Consider the following 21,236-nt stretch of genomic DNA (forward strand, 5'->3'; position numbering starts at 1 on the left):
AGGCGTTGCCTGCTTCTATGGGAGTGACTTCAGGGAACCTCTAAAAAACTGGCTACCTTAGTTACCGTCCGAGTTGAAGTGAGAAAATGAACGGGGGTTGCGCATCTACTAAGCAGGCTCGAGGCCGAAGGAGCCGCTTCAGACGCGGCCATGCAGAGCGCGGCTTATCCGATCGCGGCTGAAGCCGCTCCTGCAAAAACAGTTGGCTTTAGATGTTCGCTTCAGCCAAGACGAACGCGCCTCACAGCGAGTTCGTGTCGCAGCCTATGGCGATTGCGCATGGAAGATATGCGATTAACCAAAGTAGGGATTCATCATCCATACGTTGTAATAAGCCATATCCTGTACCAACAGCCGGCTTCGGAAATCCACACCGGTCAGTTGCCCTCGATCGACTATCCCCTCGTTTCCGCGTGGGTTATATACCGTCGCGCTGATCGTCACGTCCAGCAAGTGCTCCCAATTGGAAGGAACCATGACGGTCGTACTCGCCACGCCATCCACGACATACGAGCAGGGCGGATCGAAGATCACTGGAGTGCTGCCGGCGCTCCACGTCAGCAACTGGCCATCCGCCAGGCTGCCGTCGGCCAGCGTGTACCGTGCAGTGATGCCATGTTCCATCCCTGTCTGCAGCTCCATGCCGTTTTGCGACGCGATATCGATCGTTCCCGGCCCGCTATGCGAAAGCGCGAATGGCAAGCTATCGACTTCCGCCCGACAGAGTCGATGCGTACTTGGATCGATGGCGGTCGCTATCAGTTTGCCGGTGACGCCTGTATGTGCCAGCAGGGTGGCTTCGCTTATGCCATCGGCGTTGGTCATCGTGTTGCCGGGAAGGAGTTCCGGCGGTGGCAGCAGGGAATCCCACGACCAGACGACGATTGCACCGGCAATGGGGTGTCCGTCCTTGTCGACAAAGCGCGCGCGCGCGGCCACAGGCGCCTGCACAGGCAACAGACAAAGGCTTGTGGGTGTCTCGATCACCAACTGGCTATCGGTAGCCGGTTCGAATCGGATGCCTTCCAGTCGAATAACGTCCATGCCACCGGGTGCCGCCGGGTTCGGCGAAGCCGCCAGCAAAGCGATGGTGGGGATGGGCTTACCGGGCTTTGCCGCAACCAGCGTGCCGAACGCGCCGAGCCCTGTCCCCTGCATAGGGCTGACGCTTGGAATGAAGGCAATGTCGTCAGTGTAAGGGTCGGTAGACCATGTCATCTGCGGTTCCTCGCCGAGTGTGCGGCTGGGAAATTGACAAAATCCGCCTAAAGAGTGGAATTGGCCCGCGGTCAGCCTGGTATGGGCCTGCGGCCAGGCTATCTGCGGATTAAAGGGAAGGCCGCTGGACAGGGTGGTGAAGTTGATAAAACAGCTTGCCCGAATGCTTCCGTGAGAGGCGACGAGCGTATCTCTCACATTGCCCCAGGGCGCCTGGATAATGGCTTGCGCCCTTCCCTGTGCATCCGTGATGCCGCCGTCAAGTACTTTGGGCGGAGGAAGTCTTTCGTTTTGCCACGACCACTGGACGGCTTTTCCTGGCATCGGCTGGCGATGCTTATCGACCAATGTCGCCGCGACAGTAATCGGGCATCCGATGGGTTGCGGCGTGGCATCGAGGGCCGGAGTGATGTCGATCCGGGGCCGTCGGTTTTTTCTTGTGGCGGCAACACGCCACCAGACGGACACAGGCTGAAGCGACGAATCGGGGTCTTTCGGGCGAACGGTTATACGCAAGGCGTCTCCACCGATCGATGCTTTTTCCGGGATAACGATCTGGGCACGTCTGGCGAGGTTGGGTGTTCCATCTGGAAGCGGGCCTTGATCGGGCAAGGGCGTGATGGCAAAGAGTTCAGAGCACTCCCAGGTCAGCTCGGGAAGCATAGGGTCGGCTTCATCGGGCCAAGCCAGCGTGCCGTTATGGAGCATCTGGTAGGCGCTGAAAGTTATCGGCTCATCGCGGGGAAGCACTGCATCCAGGGGCGGCCATACAATGGCTGTCAGCATGGGATCGGTCCATAGATCCTTATAGATTTTATAGGTGACGCCGGTGGCCTCGGGGGATGCGACCAGCGTGATCTCGTTGCCATCGTGGCCGGGATGGATCGGAAATCGAAACAGCGCAATGCCGTTTTCGTCGCCTACGTAGCCGGTACACGAGCGTGCGGGTCGATCCGCACATGCAAGCACGCACGGCCGATGCCTGGGTGCCGGAACGCCATCGATCGTGTAACGAACGGGAATAAGGCAGGTATCCCCGGATCTGGCAACGCAAAGCGAGTTTCTAGCCGGGGGGCGAAGATACTCCACGCCGATATGCTCGCTTGACGGGGAAGTTATTGCGGAATCCGATGGATTCTGGGGCGCGTGCCGGAATTCGCGCGAGACGATCAGGTCGGTACGAGCGGTGATGCGGAATCTGTGAAGAAGCAAGGAAAGCATTTTTCATTTCCTATTCCGTTCGACAACATGCGCGATGAAAGCCCAAGCTCCGTGAGCATCGGAACTTGTCGCGTCAGGTTTGTCTGTCGAGCTATCGATTTTCGCCATGCCGTACATTTACGTGAGCGTGCGAGCAGAATAAAAGCCCAATTAGTCAGATCGCGAAACAATTGAGACATTTCGGCGTTGCCGAAATCGTTTTCGTGCGTCATATGGAATATGTGAAGCTACCGGTGCGCCAATTAAAGCGGCATGTAGAGGTCACCAAATAATGCTTCAGGGAACGACAGCGCGCTGCGTGCTGACAGCAGTTGGGAATGGAGGACACATGATGAGAAGTAACGTCGCATTGTCGATCGTGCATGAAGAAGAGAAAGCCGAACCACTGCGCGTCGTCGTGGCTGACGATCATCCCGTTTGTCGGTACGGTGTGCGTGCGGCACTCAAGGCCATGGGACATGATGTGATTGCCGAAGTGGCATCATCCAACAGTCTTCTGGACGCTGCCGAACATAGCGCGTGCGACATGGTCATTACCGACTACATCATGCCTGGCGATTCCCATCACGATGGCCACTTCATGCTGCAGAACCTGCGGCGGGTTCGCCCCGACATGCCCGTGGTCGTCATGACGTCCCTGCGTAACCTTGGGTTGCTGAAAGAGGCCATGCGAGAAGGCATACAGGGCTGGGTAGACAAGGCCGAAGGGGTTACCGAGCTTGCCGCGGCCGTGGGAGCTGCCCGCGCGGGGCAAACCTATGTCAGCAAAAGCATTCGGTCGTTACTGGTCAAACACGAGGCAAAGTTGGAGCGCAGGCCCGTTCGCTTGACCCATGCCGAAGCCCGTGTATTGCGCATGTCGGTTAGTGAGGGGGCCACGTTGCAGGTCATTGCCGATCGTCTGGGGTTCACTTACAAATCAGCCAGCAAGCACAAGCGTGCGGCGCTTGCGAAGCTCTATGTCCAAAACGACATGGAGTTATATGAATACTGTCGTTGGGTCGATCTGGACGACGAGCTCGATCGATAAGAATCGATGGCAAAGGGTGCGGGAATACAGTGATCGTAGTCGCGCCCGCAAGAATTGAGACTTTTCCCCTTCAGGCGGATCCAGCCTGAAGCGCAGAATTTCCGGGTGGTATGACCATCACTGCCCGGGCGTTTTGCCCGCTAATTCTATCGATTGGAAGGGGAAAACGTATGCATTACGGCCAGAACCTGTCTTCTGCGATGTATGTGCGTGCCGATTCGGCTGGTGAGGCGTTTCGGTTTGTGCCGAGCGTGATAAACGATACAGTGCTCACGAGCGAGGTGTTCGATACACCGAACCTGAAAAAGTATCTGGAGCGCAAACTTCGTGCTTTCTTCCAGCCGCAGATGCGCATGGATGGCCAGGTCGTCGGCGTAGAAGCCTTGGCCAGACTTTGGGACGATCGTCTGCCTGGAGCCTCGAAAGTCGCTCCGGTCGCCTATATCAATCGCGCTGGCTTGCTGCCGTTCATGACTTTGGCGCTTGTGGAGCAAGTATTGGATGTTTCCGCAGGTGCACTGATGAACTGCGGTCAGCCGCTTCCGGTTTCGATCAATCTTCAGGCCGAGCAATTACTCGATGTCTCCCTTCTCGATGCGATCACGCGCGCATTGGAAGCACGTGGACTCGTCGCTTCGGGTGTGACGCTGGAGATCGTCGAAACAGGCTTTCACGGCGATCCGGACAAGCTGTTGCGCTGGCTGGATAGCGCGCGCGCCATGGGTTATCGGCTTTCTCTCGACGACTTCGGTACGGGGGAGTCGAATTTTCACCGCCTGGTGTCATATCCCGTCCAGGAATGGAAGCTCGCGCGCGAAATTGTCAATGGGGTGGCGGCCTGCAAGATCAAGGCAGTACTAGTGCGCAAGCTTCTCGAGATGGGAGCGGAGCTTGGTTTGACGACCGTCGTCGAAGGTGTCGATCGTATGGCCGACCTGGACTGGCTATGTAATGCCGGCTATCCGGATATGGTCATCCAAGGCTACGTTGTCGCGCGCCCCATGCCTGCGGGCAGATTGGCCGGTTGGTTGTCAGGGCGCATGCCAGCGGTCACACACGACTGATCGCGACCCACGGCTGACATGCGTCTCGATACGCCAGTTTTCATCCGCAGGCTCCGACTGACCACGGGAGGGCTGGTGCTATTGACCCTCCTGAGCGATGCGGCTCTCCTCGGTGGCAGCGCCTGGGTCTTGCCTGGCCGATACGTGGAACCGGACGTGGCACCCTATATCCATGATATCGATCGTGCGCGTGAGATCGTAGCAAGATACGAGTCCTCCCGGGGGCGCGAGTACGGCCTGCAATATGACAGTGCGAAAAGTGCTCTAAACGCGGCGATGCTCATGCCAAATTGTTGGGCGGGCAGCGTCGAGTCGGCCAATACGGATCATTCCTGTCTGGATAGGCGCGGATATGCAAGAGTCCGCTTAGTTACATGCCCACTTGTATCGGCATCAATGCCGTTCGGGCGCGACACCTGTTCAGCATCCCGATGAATTTCCGATACCCGTGTGCCTTCAAATACAGGCTCGCATTCGTTGCGGGCAACCTTGACGCCTTTGTTTTGCCAATGGCATTCTGCGCCCGCGAAGCGGAATGGCTGTCGTTGAGGGGAGCGAGCATGAGTGTAGGGCAGGGGGCTCCATCCATTATTCTTGCCGACGATCATCCCATCGTCCGCTACGGCATTCGGCAAGCCCTGGAATCCCAGGGGCTGGCCAAAGTGCTAGGAGAGGCCGGCTCAGCCCGCGAGTTGTTGGAGGCGGTTGCAAAAACGCCCTGCGAGATGATCGTTACCGACTTCTCGATGCCTGACGAGCAAAATCGCGATGGTCTGTCGTTGATCGAACGGCTGACGCGCCTGTTTCCCGATAAGCCCATTGTCGTCATTACCGCGTTGCGCAACCCTGGGTTGGTCGCGGCTTTGCTCAAGCATGGCGTAAAAGCCGTGGTGGAAAAGAGCGGAGATATCGCCGAGCTGGCGCTGGCCATCAAGGCGGCCAGTAGTGGGCGCAAATATATCAGTCGCAGTCTGCGTTCGCTGTTAGTAAGCCATGAGGTTGCCATCAAGGAAAACGATTCTCCCAAGCTGACCCGGGCGGAGATCGAAGTCCTGCGGCTGTTTGCCTATGAAGGGCTGACCTCGCAGCAAATTTCCGAGCGACTTAGCCGTAGTCGAAAAACAGTGAGCCGGCATAAGCGCAGTGCGCAAGCCAAATTGGGTCTCGCGACGAATCAGGAATTGATCGAATACTGCCGGCGCGTGAATCTGGCGCTTTAATTCATGTGCTGCCGCTCCGGCACGCGCCGGAGCGGCAATGAATATTCACCAGTGAAACCACGCGCCGTTGCCGAGCTGGCAAACAATAGTGCGCTTGAGTTGCGTGCTTGTCGCTCCCGGAGGCCAAGTATAGACATTCAGTGTTACGGTATCGCGCGGGCTGCGCTTTTCCATCGTATAGCGCATGAACTCGTTGTTGATCCAGCCGTCCGCAGAGGTGCCCTGCTTCTGTACCGTGGTATGTATATCGGAGAAGGCGATATGCTGATCGGTCGCCGAGTCGTCGACCATGAACGATTGAATGGCGACTCCTGCATGGCGGAAATTCGAGCCACCAAGGCAAGTGGTGAAATCGAAGATGGCGGTGACGTGCTTTCCATCGATGAGCGCCTGACGGACTGCATCATAGGTCTGCGGCTGTGTGGTTTGTGCATTGCTTGCGTTGGACGCGAGCATAAAGCCGGTCGTCAGTAGAGCGAGCGGAATGAAGCTGAAACGCATGAATCAATCTCCTTCGGGCGACAGTTATAGCGTCCTCGATTCATACGCGGGAGACTGGGCTTTCCATTCGCGTAGCAGATAAATGAGACAGTTCACTCAACCTTCCAGCAAACAGGAGGGGCTCGAGCTACGTGTCGATAAAGGTCTCGACTGCTCGCTCCAAGGCGTTCAATTGCACAACGTCGTCCATTTGCCCATTTCCCAGCGACGTTTCGAGCGCCAGCGAAGCCGAAGTGATATCGGAGAGCTGGAACCATCTGGCTACGCCCAAAATGCGATGTGCAGCTTCCCACGCCGGCTTCTGCTGTCTCTGGGCGACTGCTTCGCGTAGGGCACTCATGGCTTGCTCCATGTCGTCGACGATGCGCGAACGAAGCGCCGGCCATTCCTCTGGCGATATCCCTGCCGGGAGAGAGAGTTTCTTCGGAGCCGCTGGCCTGGCGGCACTTAGGCGATCGAGCAAGCCGCGCAGATGGTTCAGATCGATCGGTTTGACAAGCACCTCATCTGCGCCCGCCTCCATGCATGCGGCCCGATGGGGCTCCATGGCGTTGGCGGTCAAGGCAACCACATAACTGCGGCGATGGCTTCCCCCTTCCTTCGCTCTGATGCGGCGGATCAGCGCCTCGCCATCCATGATGGGCATCGCACAATCGGTAATGACCAGGGCGTAATCGTGCTTCTCAAAGGCATGCCAGGCTTCCAGGCCGTTCGAGGCGGTATCGAACGATTGAACGCCGAGGGCGACCACCTGGCGTGCCAGCAGTTCTCGATTAAGCGGTTGATCTTCGACGAGCAGGATGTCGGCTTCGATATCGGCCGATGCCACGGAGAGATTCATGGAGTCATCGAGTACTTCATGAGTCGGTTGCGTTGCCGGGCTAGCCGTTTCTTCCGCAGCGACAGGGAAAGCCAGGGTCATTTCGACGCTTGTGCCTTTTTCGGGCTCGCTGCGCAGGCCGATGTTCCCTCCCATTGCCTCGATAATGCGCTTGCAGATAACGAGGCCTAGTCCTGTTCCTCCGGCCGATGTCGCGCCCACTTGCATAAAGGGCTGAAATAGGCGTTCTTGATCGGCTTGACTTATGCCGACGCCGGTATCGCGAACCGTAATCGACAGTTGCTGGGTTTGCGTTTTCGCATCGATCGGCATTGCTTCGACCGTCAGGCCGACGATACCGCTATCGGTAAACTTCAATGCATTACCTACCAGGTTGAGCAATACTTGGGCCAGCCGCTGGCCGTCGCCTATATGCGATGTCGCCGTCAGAGCGCTTATGAAGATCTCGAACTGCAATCCCTTGCGCTGCATTTCGGGGGCGAACAGGCCGGTGACTTCGTCGATGACCGCGCGCAGGTTGAAAGGGGCGCGGTTCATGGGAAGATCGGTGGTCTGGCTCTTCGCGAAGTCAAGTACATCGTTGAGAATGCGCAGCAGGGTGCGCGCTGCACCGCGCGACATGTCGAGCAGATGTTGGTCCTCGGGGTGCAGGCGCGAGCGGTTCATCAGATCGAGCACGCCGATCATGCCGCTCATTGGCGTGCGTATCTCGTGGCTCATGGTCGCCAGGAAAGTATCCTTCACGCGGGAGGCGTCTTCCGCTTCCTGTTTGGCGATCGCCAGGGATTCGGCCAGCATTCGCTGCTCGCGCTCCATCGCGCGCAGGCGAGAGACATCCACCAGCACGCCCAGCATCGCGCGGGGCGGCTTGCCTTCCTCGTTGACCCGGCGCAGCCAGTACATCACATCGTGGGTTTGTCCCGAGTTCGAGCGATACTGCAGTTCGCCCTGCGCCGACTGGCCGGTAGAAAGTACCTGGGTAGTGATGCCTTCGAGCTGATTGTTGCTGGCTTCGTTCCTGGGATGGATATCGCGTGCGGTCTTGCCCACCATCGCTTCCGCTTTGAGGCCGACCATGCTCTCGAAGGCGGGATTGACCGAGATATAGCGTCCCTCCATATCCTTGACGAACACCGGCATGGGAGCCGTTGCCATCAGCGATCGGAAGAAGCTGATCTGGAAGGTGAGCTCCTGCTCGTTCCAGCGGCGCAAGCGGATCTCCTTGCGCAGATACATGATGATCACACCGAGAATCGCCAGCGATATCACGATCACTATGCCGATCGGCGTGAGGACCTCCCACAGCATGCGCCGAGAGATGCCATTTTGCAGGGTGGTGGAAAGCCAGGTGTTCTGGATGTGCTCCTGCTCTTCCTCCGGGATGGCTTTCAGGACGCGATCCATCAGCAATTGCAACGGTTCATAACCTTGCGCTACACCGAAGCCGATGGACTGGCTGTAGCCCGTCGTGCCGGCGACCGTCAGCGCACCCGCGTGGTGTTTGCGTATGAGACGATCGATGACACCCAGATTGCCGACAAACGCATCGGCCTTGCCGGTTTCGACGGCCTGCAGGCCTTCCTCGCCAGAGCCTACCGGCATGCGTTGGAATTCCACCGCGGTGCTCAATCCCGGGGCCGCGCCGACACCGCTGTCCGCGACCATGGCCACGCGCAAGCCGTCGAGCGCGTTGAGATCGGGCACGGCGCGGAAATCCTTGCGTGTTGCGATGACAACGGGGTAATCGATATAGGGCTGTGTCGGCAGAAACGGCACCGATAGCCGGATACTGGGCGACATCGCGACCAGGATATCGACCTGACCCTGGTTGACCAGGCGAAGCGTATCGGCCCATGACTTGCTGTCGACACGTTCCACGCGGATATGCAAAGTCTGGACGATATAGTCCAGATAGTCGGCGGAAATACCATCGGGCTTGCCGTTCGCGTCGAGAAACGCATAAGGCGGCCAATCAGGATCCATGCCGATCCGCAAGGTAGGCAGCGCGGCGAGATAGGCTTTTTCCTGCTCGGTGAGCGGTATGTGCAGGTCGTAGCTTTCGTGCAATGCTGTGGAGCGCGTATCCCTGGGCACCACGCGCAGTGGTTCGCCGATAAGCGGGGTGGCGATAAGCAGCAACGCCCAGAAGATAATCACGCTGGTGAAGCGGAATGAATCCGACAGGCCGGGGTGGGCGTGGCGTAATCGACATCCGGGCATGTATACAAGTCCAGTTGTATCGTAAAAACGGCTGGCCAGGCTTGGTCTGAGGTGTCTGGTCGGCCCCGGTGACACCTTTGCAATATAGCGCGTTAAGTCCCACCCCTGTCCATGCGCCTCTCCTATTCACCCTATGAACCGGTCAGGAGCATGGCGACTACGCCTCCGCCACCCGTTTGGGGCGACGAACGGCACGCACCTTCGCGCTATTGCCGCCACCGCAATAGAACACGTCGGCACCATTGGACTCCAAGCCGGATACGGCTGTTCCGCTTGGCATTTCCAGGCATTCCAGTACTTCACCGGTCTGCGGGTCGATGCGCCTGATCTCGCTCTCGTCGCCTTCCCAGGTGCCGTGCCAGAGCTCGCCCTCGACCCAACTCACTCCCGTGACAAAGCGGTTGGATTCGATCGCACGCAAGACAGTTCCTGTCTGCGGATCGACCTGAAGGATGCGACGGTTCCGATACTGGCCTACCCATAGCGACCCTTCCGCCCAGGCAAGCCCGGAATTGCCGCCTTCGGGTGCGGGTAAGCTAGAAACGATCCGGCCTGTGTCGGGTTCGATTTTCTGAATGCGATCCTCGGCAATCTGGAACAGATGCTTGCCGTCGAAGGCGGTACCGGCGTGCGCTGGGATGTCCAATGAACGCACGATTCCGCCGCTCGCCGGATCGAAAGCTTTGACGGCGTCGCCCGCGGCAAACCAGACGTTGTAGCCGTCGTACGTCACGCCACCAACGCTTGTGACGTCGGGAAACGGGCCGTACTCGCGAAGGATGTCTGCAGTTGATCGAATCATGGTGGCGATCCTAATCGTCGGTGGGCGGAGCAGGGAGTAACAATGCGGTCGCGAATCCCGGCAGGGGCGGCACCGTCCAGCGGCGAGCGCGCCCGTGACCGAGCGCCTGTACTTTGCCGGTACGCGCCAGCTCGGTCAGGGCTCGCTGCACAGTGCGTTGACTTGCTCCCATGGCAAGCGCTAACGCCGAGCTGGACCATGACTCGCCGTCAGCCAGGCAGGCCAGCACGGCAGCGTGGGTCTCCTCGGCAAGATGCGTCAGCACCACCACCTTGCGCTTGGGTTTTGCTTCCAGCACAAAACCGCGGCTGGTCGCGGAGATATCGGCCAGTTCGCCCAGGATGGCGCGGAGCCGACCGATTTCCACGCGCAAACGGGCGCGGTAGGAATCCTCGGTGGATCGGGCGCGGAAGGCTCGCAGAATGAGCGCATCCCTTGGCACATCGTTCGGCCACGCTTCGGCCAGTGCGCGCGCGAGCGCAAAAAGTACCGGGCGACTTGCCAGCGAAACCGCTGTATCCGCATCACATACGGCATGACGACATGCGTCTACCACCAGCGCGCCCGACACCAGCAGCGTCTCGACGTCTTCGAGCAGCAACGACCGCTCACTGCCGCCGGCGAGCAAGCGTGCCGTGGGCGTACGCAGCGCCTGAGCGGCGCTCTCTACTTCCGCTTGCAGCCCTGCGATACCCGATCGACGCGCTGCCTGCGCAGCACGAGTCAGTGCGTTGGCAGCTATTTTCGTGCGCAGGCGACGCATGGCGATGCCTGCGATTGTCAGCTCGTAGGCGGCGAGCAACGCAGGCGGCAAGGTCGCCGGCTCGATGGTGCCGAGTGCGCGTTCGGCCTCATCGAGTTGTCCGATCAGCAACAGCCGCCGCACGGCGAGAATTCCGGCGTGCGCCGCATTCAGCGTATCGCCATGTGCGTCGAGCGTTGCCCTGGCAGCGTCGAGCGCCCTGCCTGACGTGCTGAGCTCTCGCGAAACCAGCGCGATTTCCGCTTCGGCCACGATGCACCGCGCGTGCGCCAGAGCTTCCCGAGGGCCATAAGCGCGGATGGCTTGACGCAGCAACATCCTTGCGCGGTCCAGGTCGCCAAGCTGTGCCATCGCGATGCCGCGTAGCGCCAGGGCTGCCGGATCGTCGCGCAAAGCGACGCGATTCAGCGCACCCAAAGGGTCGCCCGTCGCCAGGGCGCGCGCGGCAGCCGCGATCAGTGGATCCATGTCAATCCCGCCACACTTGTCACTCCCACCTCTCGATGCGCCGGCTGCACCATCTCTCCAGGCGCTGCCATCGTATCGGTAATGATGCGAGCGGCACATCTGTCCAAAGCGAGGTGAAGCACGATGAACAAACATCCGACGGGAACACGTGAACAATGGCTCAAGGCTCGGCTTGAGCTGCTCGAGGCGGAAAAGGAGCTGACGCGGCGCGGCGATGCGCTGGCGCGGCAGCGTCAGGCGTTACCCTGGGTGCATGTGGACAAGGATTATCGGTTTGAGACCGAGACGGGTAGTGTCGCATTGGCCGATCTTTTCCAGGGCAGGTCGCAGTTGCTGGTCTACCATTTTATGCTTGGGCCCGATTACGAGGCAGGCTGCCCGTCCTGCTCGGCGATCGCCGATGGATTCAACGGCATCGTGGTGCATCTGACCAATCATGACGTGGCGTTGACAGCTGTTTCGCGGGCTCCGTTGTCCAAAATTCTGGCCTATAAGCAACGCATGGGCTGGACGTTTCCCTGGGCATCCTCGCACGGCGGTGACTTCAATTACGACTTCAACGTTTCCTTCACGGAAGAGCAGCAGCGCGAAGGCGACATCGAATATAACTACGAGCGATCCACGCATGCCATGGAAATGTCGCCACCGCCGGAGCCCGTTGTCCAGTTCGCGACCTGCTGCGGTACCGATGTAAAAACGTATGTACGCGACAAGCCGGGCCTGAGCGCCTTCGTGTTGCACGAGGGCGAGGTGTATCACACCTACTCGACGTATGCGCGCGGCCTTGACGGCGTTTGGGGCATGTATCAATGGCTCGATCGAGCGCCGTTGGGACGCAATGAAGCCGATGGCGTGTGGTGGCGTCGCCATGATGAATACGCTACGCGTTGAGCGATTCATTTTCGTCGTTATCGTGGCGCTGATCTTCACGATCAGCGCCATTACGACGATACGCTGGAGCACCTCGATGGTTGGCATGCCCGGCGATTCGATGGCCTGGCAGCCGATGTGCGGACAGGGCTGGATTGGCGCGGCGGTATCGTTTGTCGGCATGTGGGCGGTCATGATGGTGGCGATGATGCTGCCGTCGTTATCGCCCTTGCTGTGGCGTCATCTTCCTTCCGGCACTCCTGGGTCTGTCGCGATAACCGCCGTGGGTTACTTTTCCGTGTGGATTGTCCTGGGTGCGGCGATATTCCCGGTGGGTGCGATGCTGGCTGTCACGCGGATACCGTTGCCGTCACTTGGCACCGGGCTGGCCGTATCGATCGCCGGTGCGTTGCAGTTCACCGCGTGGAAGGCGAGGCATCTGGCGTGCTGTCGTGGTATTCCGGCGCCAGCGTCTTCGGAAGTTGGCGTCGCCTTTCGTCACGGCTTGCGTATGGGGATGCATTGCTGCTGTGCCTGCGTGAGCTTCACCTTCGTTCTCCTGGCGATGGGCGTGATGGATCTGCGTGCGATGGCAGTGGTGACCACCGCATTGATGCTGGAGAGATTCGCACCGAACGGCACGCGCGCGGCACGCAGTGTCGGTGTCATTGCAATAGGCGCGGGAGCGATCTGGATGGTAAAGACGTTGCTGGTGCTACGGTAAGCTCTCGATTCAAGCACTCGACTATCGTGTTTCATCGAGGGCAAGTTGGGCCGTTGTGCCGATTTCAAAAGAATCGGCATTTCTTCAAAAGAAAGTTCTTCAGGCCTGGGTTAGAGTGTAGGTTGAAGGCGGTGTATGCGGTGCCAGTTTGGAAACCGGTACGAGACATGGATCGGCAGGTCAGTGACGGCGTCCAAGCCAGCTGCTGAGCCGTTCCGAAAGCTAGGCGCTTGCAGTCGTATATAGGGGGCGCTTGGCTTGCTCGTGTAAAATTTGCCACATGGCTCGCATGGTTGGTCAACGCGATTTGTATAAGCGACTGGGCGCTATTGCGATGAGTGGGAAAGGAAGACGCTGTTACGCAATCGCGCGCAAGCGATACTCGGATGGGGATGTAAATCGGAGGCCCCTCGCAGTAGCGGTCCTGACGACGGCTCTGGCGGTAGGCGTGGCCTCACCGAAAGCGATTAATGCTGCGCCTGGTTCAGCTTCTGATCGCATGCAAGTGACAGCTGTTGTTCCATCGAACAAGATCAAAAATGGTACCGAACACCCGGATCCGCCAGATTGGGCGTCGGTAGTGCTATCGACATTCGACCTTAAGATTTTAAACAGGTGCACGGGTTCGTTCCTGTCCACCAGGATGGTCTTGACGGCGGCGCACTGTGTCATGAAGGGCGTCGGCGAGAATGCAGAAAAGACCAAGCGGCTTATTGTAAGCAAGCCCGGTAAAGTGCTTAGGGGTATGAAAACCGAGCCAGACTACAATTATAAGGTCGATCTGATCGATGTCAGATTCAAAGGCGATCTCGCTATCTTGAGGCTATCCAGCAAAGTGGACAATACCCCTGTGGGGCACTTCCCTTTGTACCATGGGCATGTATATGAGTATCGCGCCAAAGATATCCTTTATGGAGCAAGTTTCCTCTCAAACGAAAATCAAAATCCCCACTTGAAATTGTACTGGGCAACTAACGCCATGGTGGGTGAAGGAGCGGGCTCCTTGGGCTATCTGGCCAAGACTTACATCAGCTTACCCTATCCCGGCTCAGAGCCGGCAGAGCCACCCGCTGGAGCAGGACAGCATGGTGATTCCGGTGGTGCCGTGCTCGCATATTTGCCGATGCTTAAAGAAATACAGACGGCACGAGTGTCCAAAGCCATCGGTGTAATTCATTCTGTCTCAAATCCGCCAAATAGAACCGACATGACGGCGCTGGATGAAGACGCGCTGAGCTGGATCGGCCACAAGGTGGGACTGATAAAGTCGCCTATCGACAATACGCACTATGCGGGATTGGGGGATATACCGGTTTCTGTGTCGGAGCCCGATCATGCCGATGATCAGAAGGTCGTCGAGATTCTTCTTGTCGATGTGAGTAGACAGAAGCAACTCTATTCATGTGTCCCCGAGGTGAGGTCGACGGGAGACTTCGGTTGCGATTTAACCAAGCCCGACGTACAGGGGCCGTATGCGATACGAGCCATGAGGGGCGATCAGTCGTACGACGAAGTAGACATTGCTTATTACGACGACCATATCGAGGAACTCGATGGTGTGCGGGTCAGTTACCCTCATGGGTTGCAATAGCTGGTGCCGCCGATTGCACAGCACAGCCTATGCGGTATCCCTTGGTCGCCACGCCAAAGTACAGCAGTTCCGGAGTGCCTTTTGGCGACGTGGTGAAGCAAAAGCTGAAGGACATCGGGTTCACCTGCCGTATCGCGGGCGAGCCCGCCGGAGATTACCTGGCTGGCGGCTTCAGTACACGGTTCAAGGACGTATCCGGCGAAGAGAAGCTGGTCTTCCGGAAGAGGCGCAAACAGTGGAAGCTCATCGGGTACTTCATGACCAAGAACTGCTCTGTCATGCTTTGAGACGCCTTGCCGTGACAAAAGTTGGGTGACCTCATGCACTGCCTGGCGACCGGAATTTTCGCTAATTTGCGGTCTTAACCTTTGGCTTGGAATAGACATGGTCAGGCGTTGGGCTACAGTGGCGGCCTTGCTGCTATCGGCGAGTTCTGCCGTCGCGCAGGGACGCATCGGACTTTCCGTGCCCGGTAAAGACGCGGCGTCGCATACCCAGGTTCTGGTGCTCGGTACGGTGCACTTGTCCAACGCGCCAAAGGGTTTTCGGCCCGAATCGTTGACACCGCTCATCGAGCGCTTGGCGGCATACAAGCCACAGATCATCACGGTCGAACAGATTCCCGGCGAAGCCTGCGACATGACGGCGCGGCATCCGGCTATCTACGCGCCCGAGGATATGCGTCCTTATTGCCCCGATACATCCAAGGCCAAAGCGGCAACCGGTCTCGATGTGCCTGCGGCGATCGCCGAGATCAAGCAAACGCTGGAGCATTGGCCGGCACAGCCGACGGGTACCCAGCGACGCCATCTGGCAGCGCTGTTCCTGGCCGCCAACGACGACACGTCGGCGCTGGTGCAATGGCTACAGTTGCCATCGGTTGAACGCCATGCGGGCGAGGGGCTCGACGATGGATTGGTCAAGGAACTCGATGCCGACATCGCGGCCAACAGCGAAAACTTCCTGATCGCCGCCCCTCTGGCCGCGCGTCTCGGTTTGCAACGTGTCTTTCCCGTTGACGACCATACAGGCGACAACGCCGATGTTGCCGACGGTGCGGGCTACGGCAAGGCGATCCAGCGAGCCTGGGAAGGCGTCGCGGCAGCCAGACGGCCGATCGACGAAAAGGAGAGCTCGCTGTGGAAGAGCGGCCAGATGCTCGCGCTGTATCGTTACATCAATCGTCCGGAAGTGCAGCGCACTTCGATCGACAGCGATTTCGGTGCCGCACTCGGCGATACATCGCCCGAGCACTACGGCCAGATCTACGTCGCCGCTTGGGAGACGCGTAATCTGCGCATGGTGGCGAATGTTCATGCCGCCTTCCGCGAGCGGCCGGGCGCACGGGTTCTGTCCGTTGTGGGCAGTTCGCACAAATCCTGGTTCGACAGCTTGCTAGGGCAAATGCAGCACGTGGATATCGTGGACGTAGAGCAGGTTCTGAAATAGGCTGACTCCTCGCTCAGCGAATCGGAGCCGGCCATGCCCAGCCTCAACGCCACGGATCTTCGCCCCTTCATCCCGGCCAAGGATTTCGCTCAATCCAAGGCGTTCTACGCGAGCCTGGGCTGGGTAACCAAGGACGTGGGCCCTGGCATCGCCCTAGTGACCTTGGGCGATCGCCAGCATTTCTACATCCAGGATTACTACGTCAAGGAATTTGCCGAGAACACCATGTTGCACGTGACGATCGACGATGCGCACGCCTGGTACGAGCATGTCAGTGCGGTGCTTGGCGACGGCGCATTTCCAGAAGCGCGTGTGGGTTCTCCGGTACCGCAATCCTATGGCGCGACCGTCACCTTCGTGCACGATCCCAGCGGGGTCCTGCTGCATCTATGCCAGTGGCAATGAGCTGTTGCGGTAGTCCTGCACATTAAGTCCGCCGACGCCCCAGTTCTCCAGATCCACCTCGTCGATGATGACGAATGTGGTGTTCTGTGGCTTGCCCATCACTTCATAGAGCAGGTCGCTGACGCCTTTGATCAGTGCTTTTTTCTGTTCTGGCGTTGTGGTGGTGGCGCCAGGGGCGGTGCCTTCGCGAGTTACTTTGATATTTACGTATGGCATGACATTTTCCTCAATCCACCCAGATTTGCAGGAGTGGCTTCAGCCACGATAAGCCGTGACGTAACTGTGCGTCGCGGTTGAAGCTGCTCCTACAAGATAGCTGTGCTCTCTCAATGGCCGGCGTGCTGCCCACCGTCCACATTAAGCGTTTCGCCCGTCACAAATCCGGCGCTTTCCAGATAAAGCACCGCATCGACAATCTCCTTGACCTCGCCCATGCGGCCCAGAGGATGCAGGTCGTTGAGAAAGCCGTGCGTCTGCGGCGCATGCATCGGCGTCTTGACGATGCCGGGAGCCACGGCATTCACGCGGATGCCGCTCTTCGCATACTCGATCGCCAATCCGCGCGTCACGGCATCCAGGCCACCCTTGGTGAGCGTCGCCAAACCGGTCGGAACCGCGGAAAGCGCATGTTCGACCAACGATGTGGTGATCTGCACGACGTGCCCCTGCTTTTGCTTGAGCATCTGCTCAATGGCCAACTGGGTGACATGGAAGAACCCGCCCAGATTCACATCGACAACGTTGTTGAAATCCTCGGCGGTGTAGTCGGTAAACGGCTTAGCGATAAAAATGCCAGCATTGTTGATTAGCGTATCGATGCGACCGAAGCGCTCGATCGCAGTCTGCACTACCAGGCCGGCTACCGCACGATCGCCGATATGCCCGGGTACAGCGACCGTGCCTTCGTCGCTACCTTGTTTGATGTTGCGCGAATTGGCCACGACCACATAACCACTGTCGCGATAACCCTTCACGATGCCCGCGCCGATGCCTTGCGATGCGCCCGTGACGATGGCTACTTTCTGTTGCTTGCTCATAGCGATCTACCTCGAATGGAAAGAAGACACAGCCGGCTCATTGGCCGACGTCGAACTCCATCGGCTTGCCCTTCTCAAAGGGCTTGAGCCGATCGGCTTGGTTGAATTGGGCGAATACATCGGCGAGCTGGCTATGGCTTTCGCGCAGGTGCACCCAGCCCTCGTTGTGGACAGCGACCAGGTCGGCTTGCGGAAAAGCATGTGCGGCAGCAAGCGCATCCTCGCTACCCATGGTCATGTGATAGCGGCCGCGCGGTTCTGCCGCACCGGTGAACAGCACGACAATCCGCGGATCGAACACACGCGAGACCTCTGCGGTGCCCTCATACCAGACCGTATCGCCGGTGACGTATAGAAGATCCCCCGGTCGTTCGCGACCTAACGCGAATCCGACGACGTCGCCGGACATGGGTTCGATACCGACCGGGCCATGCCGCGCAGGCGTCGCCGTGACCAACAGGCCCTCGCCGTTCGCTCCTTCCAGGCGGGTCGTTTCGAAGGGATCCAATCCCAACGCATTTCCACCCAACCGTTGTGCGCCAGCCTTGGTCGTAAAAACCTTGCTGACGCTCGGCAACATCGCCCGCCCTGCATTGTCGAGGTTGTCGAAATGATGGTCGTGGCTGAGCAGTACGGCATCCACGCGGCCGATCTGCTCGATCGACAAGGCAGGCCCGGAGGTCTTCTCGAAGCGTACGGGCGTCTCGCGGTAAAGGCCCGGTGGGTCGAACGTAGGGTCGGTCAGCAGGCGAATCGGGCCGTATTCGATGAGAACGGTCGGTCCTCCGATCAGCGTAAGAACGAGCGTGGGGTGGGACATGTCAGCGGCCTCCTGTATAGGGCTGACACGTAAGCTATGCTCCTTCCACCCTGTGGAAAATTAGCTATTATCGATCAATGGCTGATAAAAAACGCACAGAGCCCGACTGGCAGGATGTCCGGGTCTTCCTTGCCCTGGGACGCCACGGCAGCCTTTCTGCCGCGGCGCGCGCTCTGTTGGTCAATCACGCCACTATTGCCAGGCGTATCCAGTCGCTCGAGGCGACGCTTGGCGAAAAGCTGGTCGAGCGTCGCCCTGAGGGATATGTATTGACACCTGCAGGTACGCGTGCGCTGGCGGTCGCGAGCGATATGGAAACCGCGGTGCAGACATTGGGCCGTGGCGACGCGGATGGATCGCCCAAGGGGCTGGTTCGCGTCAACGCGCCACCGGCGCTCTCGCAAGGTTTCCTGATTGCCCATCTGGCGGAACTGCCCAAGCAGCATCCAGGGTTGGATATCGATCTGGCTACGGATTTGCGCCCGGTAAGTCTGGAGCGCCGTGAAACGGATATCGCCGTCCGCCTCGGGCGGCCGCAAGATGGCGACTACATCGCCAAGCCGCTCGGATCCATGGCGTTCGGCTTCTACGGCACCAACGCCGTTTGCAAGCAAGTCGAGGCCGGCGGGGCGCCGGTCTTCATCAGCTTCGATGAGATGAACACATACGTACCCGAGGCGGCGTGGCTGGTACGGCAACATTCGCGTGCGCGCGTGGCATTCCGTGCCAATAATCAGTTTGCACAGGCCACTGCGGCGCGTACTGGCGTGGGGCTGGCGTTATTGCCGCATTACATCGGTCGAAAGGAGAAAGGGCTTCGCTTGTGCCGCTTCGATCCGGTTCCGCCGCCGCGGGAAGTGTGGTTGCTTATGCGGCGACAGGATCGCAAGGATCTACCTATTCGCACCGTCGTCGAGCATTTAATGCAGGCGTTTGTCAGCGAACGCGCGCTATTCGATGCCTGAGAGGACGCGTTTCTCGCCGGTTCGCTATCGGAAACGCGATCTCAACTCATGAGAAGCCCGATCGACACCATATGTGCTGTCCAGATCGCACGTGTATAAAGAGGCTAATCATGGCAGATCGGCGATGCATTCAATACCGCTACGGCACTGAGCGAAAGCTCGGCGGTGTATTTCGCTTTTGCCAGCAGCTATCAGGATTACATCAACGCGGGCAACGACACGGAGAAGAAAAAGCAGGTGCTGGTGCTTATGGCGATGAAGTGCGCTGCAGCACCGAATATCGCTACCAGCGATGCCATGCGGGCTTTATTGAGCGGCGGTATTCCGACCAATTGGCCCTCTTCTCAGCCAAACAACAGTCCTGCGCCGGCTAGCTCTGTCGTTACCCCGCCGAAGCCTGCTCAGGGTATCGATCTGTTGGTGCAGCCACTGGCAAAGCCAAAGCAGTAACCTCAAGCTCGCGACGCCGCCACTCTTCTCTCCTCCCGGCCTCCCCCTGCAAGCAGGGGGAAGGGCATGTCGATGCCGATCAGGGGGGCGCATTAAAAGCTCACATTCAACGCCATCCGCGCGCCCTGGTCCTTGTTGCCGCTGGCAAACTCGCCGTGATAACTGGCATCTACGCTCACTTTGCTGCTGAGCATGAAGTGCATGCCGATATCGGCTATGCCGGTATTGCGCGCCAGCGGTAACCCGTCAACGGTGAAGCTCGTGGTATCGCCGACAAAGCGTTGCTGATCGGTCGAACGCAGATCGCCCCAGGCATGCTGATAACCCAGCGTCGCGTGCAACTGGATAGCAGGCTGCGGCTGATAAACGTAGCGCAGGCCGGCGGTGCCGTAGTTGACGGCACTGCTGTTCCCTTGCACGTCCAGCGCAGCAGCGCTGCCCTGTTCGTGGATGGCGTCGCGATGCACCCACGCACGTGCCAGATCGATATAGGGCATGAGGCTGCCCTTGCCCAGGCCGAGGAGTATGCCGCCGTCGATATACGCCTGCGTCACACCGTTGTCCGCGCTCGCATCCGCTCCACCTTCCAGACCGGCCACGCCGATGCGGCGATGCGTCCGCGTGTCGTACCAGCTATGCGTTACGCCGCCCTGGTATTGGAACGGTCCGAGATCGGCACCCACATACAGGCCGACGGTCTTGTCGGTGCTGTGAGCGTCGCCCGCAGCGTCGACGCTGCTGTTGGACAACTGGCCGGTGCCCGCCATGGCACCGACACGCCATGCATCGAGGCTGCGATCGACGCCGACCAGCAGCCCGCTGCCGTTGGCACGCGTGCGCGCGGCATTGCCGTCGCTGTCCTGGTTGCCGCCATGAGTCCAGGTGCTGACCCAGAGGTTGCCATCGGCGCCGTCCTGCGTCGTATGCACATTGCCTGGCGTGCCCAGCAGATAGTTCTGAACCGTGTCGCGTACGAACTGGCTGTCCTGAAGGATCGCGTTGCGGGTACTCGCCACGCTGTCGCCTGCCAGCGCATTGAACGCGGCCCTTGCCGAAGCCGCATCCAGCGGCAGCACAGCGCGATAGGGGGCGCCGTTCGAGTTTGCGGCAATGGCGTTGGCCACATGGATCTCGTTACGGGTGGTAGCAACGGAGGCGAAATCCACGTCATTGCGTGCCAGCGTCAGGTAGGCGTTGTTCGCGTCATAGCTCAGCGTCGGGACGAGGAAGGCGAAATTGTTGCTTACCCCGCCGAAGCTGCCACCGATGCTCTGTGCATTGAGAATCGTATAGCGCGTCGATGCCGACCAGTTGCTGCCGGCGGCGATCGACACGACCGAACCGCCGCCCAGGGTGGCGGTGCCATCGACCTGGATCGCGTCGCTATGCCCCGCGTCGGTGGCATCGATTCGATAGATCGAGCCGGCTGCAAGGTTCAGGTCGCCGACGACATGCAGGTTGCCGATATCCATGCCACCCGGGGATACCGTGCCGCCGCTGCCGACACTGAGGCCGCCCACGGAACCGGTGCCGCTCAATGTTGCGCCGCTATCGACGGTGACGCGACTGACCAGGCT

General features: G+C 59.2%; 20 protein-coding genes. 11 read left to right on the forward strand and 9 right to left on the reverse strand.

Translation table 11 applies throughout. From position 1 onward, the window contains the following. Positions 1-294: 294 nt before the first annotated feature. Positions 295-2,187 carry an Ig-like domain-containing protein gene (locus VIM98_RS11180; RefSeq protein ID WP_331993186.1) on the reverse strand — a complete coding sequence of 631 codons (1,893 nt, stop codon included), beginning with the start codon at positions 2,185-2,187 and terminating at the stop codon, positions 295-297. A gap of 580 nt (positions 2,188-2,767) precedes the next feature. Between VIM98_RS11180 and VIM98_RS11185 the strand changes: the two genes are divergently transcribed. The 3 genes from VIM98_RS11185 (at position 2,768) to VIM98_RS11195 (ending at position 5,753) form a co-directional block, all read left to right on the forward strand. Next, the gene (locus VIM98_RS11185; protein WP_331993187.1) at positions 2,768-3,469 is read left to right on the forward strand and encodes a response regulator transcription factor; all 702 of its coding nucleotides are present in this window, start codon (positions 2,768-2,770) and stop codon (positions 3,467-3,469) included. Between the two features lie 170 nt (positions 3,470-3,639). Continuing rightward, positions 3,640-4,533, forward strand: coding sequence for an EAL domain-containing protein (locus VIM98_RS11190; RefSeq protein ID WP_331993188.1), 894 nt, complete (start codon positions 3,640-3,642; stop codon positions 4,531-4,533). 431 nt (positions 4,534-4,964) lie between these two features. Further along, a complete protein-coding gene (locus tag VIM98_RS11195; protein ID WP_331993189.1) occupies positions 4,965-5,753 on the forward strand; it encodes a response regulator transcription factor in 789 nt (262 codons plus the stop codon). A 45-nt stretch (positions 5,754-5,798) separates the two neighbouring features. On the opposite strand, the gene VIM98_RS11200 is transcribed toward VIM98_RS11195, so the two are convergent. The 4 genes from VIM98_RS11200 to VIM98_RS11215 form a co-directional block, all read right to left on the reverse strand. Then, complete coding sequence (locus VIM98_RS11200; RefSeq protein ID WP_331993190.1) at positions 5,799-6,254, reverse strand: VirK family protein; 456 nt, start codon at positions 6,252-6,254, stop codon at positions 5,799-5,801. A gap of 127 nt (positions 6,255-6,381) precedes the next feature. Then, positions 6,382-9,315: an ATP-binding protein gene (locus tag VIM98_RS11205; RefSeq protein ID WP_331993191.1), complete on the reverse strand. Its 2,934-nt coding sequence runs from the start codon at positions 9,313-9,315 to the stop codon at positions 6,382-6,384. A 157-nt stretch (positions 9,316-9,472) separates the two neighbouring features. Beyond that, on the reverse strand, positions 9,473-10,117 hold the full coding sequence (locus VIM98_RS11210; RefSeq protein WP_331993192.1) for a glutamine cyclotransferase: 645 nt from the start codon (positions 10,115-10,117) through the stop codon (positions 9,473-9,475). 10 nt (positions 10,118-10,127) lie between these two features. After that, a complete protein-coding gene (locus tag VIM98_RS11215) occupies positions 10,128-11,348 on the reverse strand; it encodes a helix-turn-helix domain-containing protein (protein ID WP_331993193.1) in 1,221 nt (406 codons plus the stop codon). A 123-nt stretch (positions 11,349-11,471) separates the two neighbouring features. Here VIM98_RS11215 and VIM98_RS11220 point away from each other — a divergent pair, with 123 nt between their 5' ends. From VIM98_RS11220 to VIM98_RS11245, 6 genes are all read left to right on the forward strand, one after another. Beyond that, positions 11,472-12,239: a DUF899 domain-containing protein gene (locus VIM98_RS11220; RefSeq protein WP_331993194.1), complete on the forward strand. Its 768-nt coding sequence runs from the start codon at positions 11,472-11,474 to the stop codon at positions 12,237-12,239. Beyond that, positions 12,217-12,942 carry a DUF2182 domain-containing protein gene (locus VIM98_RS11225; RefSeq protein WP_331993195.1) on the forward strand — a complete coding sequence of 242 codons (726 nt, stop codon included), beginning with the start codon at positions 12,217-12,219 and terminating at the stop codon, positions 12,940-12,942. Before VIM98_RS11220 ends, VIM98_RS11225 begins: the two co-directional genes overlap by 23 nt. A 448-nt stretch (positions 12,943-13,390) precedes the next feature. Then, complete coding sequence (locus VIM98_RS11230) at positions 13,391-14,533, forward strand: trypsin-like serine protease (RefSeq protein WP_331993196.1); 1,143 nt, start codon at positions 13,391-13,393, stop codon at positions 14,531-14,533. Between the two features lie 41 nt (positions 14,534-14,574). Next, the gene (locus VIM98_RS11235; protein ID WP_331993197.1) at positions 14,575-14,820 is read left to right on the forward strand and encodes a hypothetical protein; all 246 of its coding nucleotides are present in this window, start codon (positions 14,575-14,577) and stop codon (positions 14,818-14,820) included. A 97-nt stretch (positions 14,821-14,917) separates the two neighbouring features. Further along, the gene (locus tag VIM98_RS11240) at positions 14,918-15,982 is read left to right on the forward strand and encodes a DUF5694 domain-containing protein (RefSeq protein WP_331993198.1); all 1,065 of its coding nucleotides are present in this window, start codon (positions 14,918-14,920) and stop codon (positions 15,980-15,982) included. Between the two features lie 33 nt (positions 15,983-16,015). Beyond that, complete coding sequence (locus VIM98_RS11245) at positions 16,016-16,387, forward strand: glyoxalase (RefSeq protein WP_331993199.1); 372 nt, start codon at positions 16,016-16,018, stop codon at positions 16,385-16,387. Here VIM98_RS11245 and VIM98_RS11250 read toward each other — a convergent pair. The 3 genes from VIM98_RS11250 to VIM98_RS11260 form a co-directional block, all read right to left on the reverse strand. After that, a complete protein-coding gene (locus VIM98_RS11250; RefSeq protein ID WP_331993200.1) occupies positions 16,370-16,603 on the reverse strand; it encodes a 4-oxalocrotonate tautomerase family protein in 234 nt (77 codons plus the stop codon). The genes VIM98_RS11245 and VIM98_RS11250 overlap by 18 nt on opposite strands. Positions 16,604-16,713: 110 nt before the next feature. Beyond that, entirely contained in the window at positions 16,714-17,424 is a 711-nt protein-coding gene (locus VIM98_RS11255; RefSeq protein ID WP_331993201.1) for an SDR family oxidoreductase, read from the reverse strand. Between the two features lie 37 nt (positions 17,425-17,461). Then, on the reverse strand, positions 17,462-18,244 hold the full coding sequence (locus tag VIM98_RS11260; protein ID WP_331993202.1) for an MBL fold metallo-hydrolase: 783 nt from the start codon (positions 18,242-18,244) through the stop codon (positions 17,462-17,464). A 77-nt stretch (positions 18,245-18,321) separates the two neighbouring features. Between VIM98_RS11260 and VIM98_RS11265 the strand changes: the two genes are divergently transcribed. Together VIM98_RS11265 and VIM98_RS11270 are read left to right on the forward strand one after the other, a co-directional pair. Then, entirely contained in the window at positions 18,322-19,209 is an 888-nt protein-coding gene (locus tag VIM98_RS11265) for a LysR family transcriptional regulator (RefSeq protein WP_331993203.1), read from the forward strand. A 165-nt stretch (positions 19,210-19,374) separates the two neighbouring features. After that, positions 19,375-19,659: a hypothetical protein gene (locus tag VIM98_RS11270; RefSeq protein WP_331993204.1), complete on the forward strand. Its 285-nt coding sequence runs from the start codon at positions 19,375-19,377 to the stop codon at positions 19,657-19,659. A 92-nt stretch (positions 19,660-19,751) separates the two neighbouring features. Here VIM98_RS11270 and VIM98_RS11275 read toward each other — a convergent pair. Then, a partial coding sequence (locus VIM98_RS11275; RefSeq protein ID WP_331993205.1) for an autotransporter outer membrane beta-barrel domain-containing protein occupies positions 19,752-21,236 on the reverse strand: 1,485 nt, incomplete at its 5' end.

Origin of the sequence: Dyella sp. (genome assembly GCF_036568765.1) — a bacterium.
Taxonomy (GTDB): Bacteria; Pseudomonadota; Gammaproteobacteria; order Xanthomonadales; family Rhodanobacteraceae; genus GSA-30.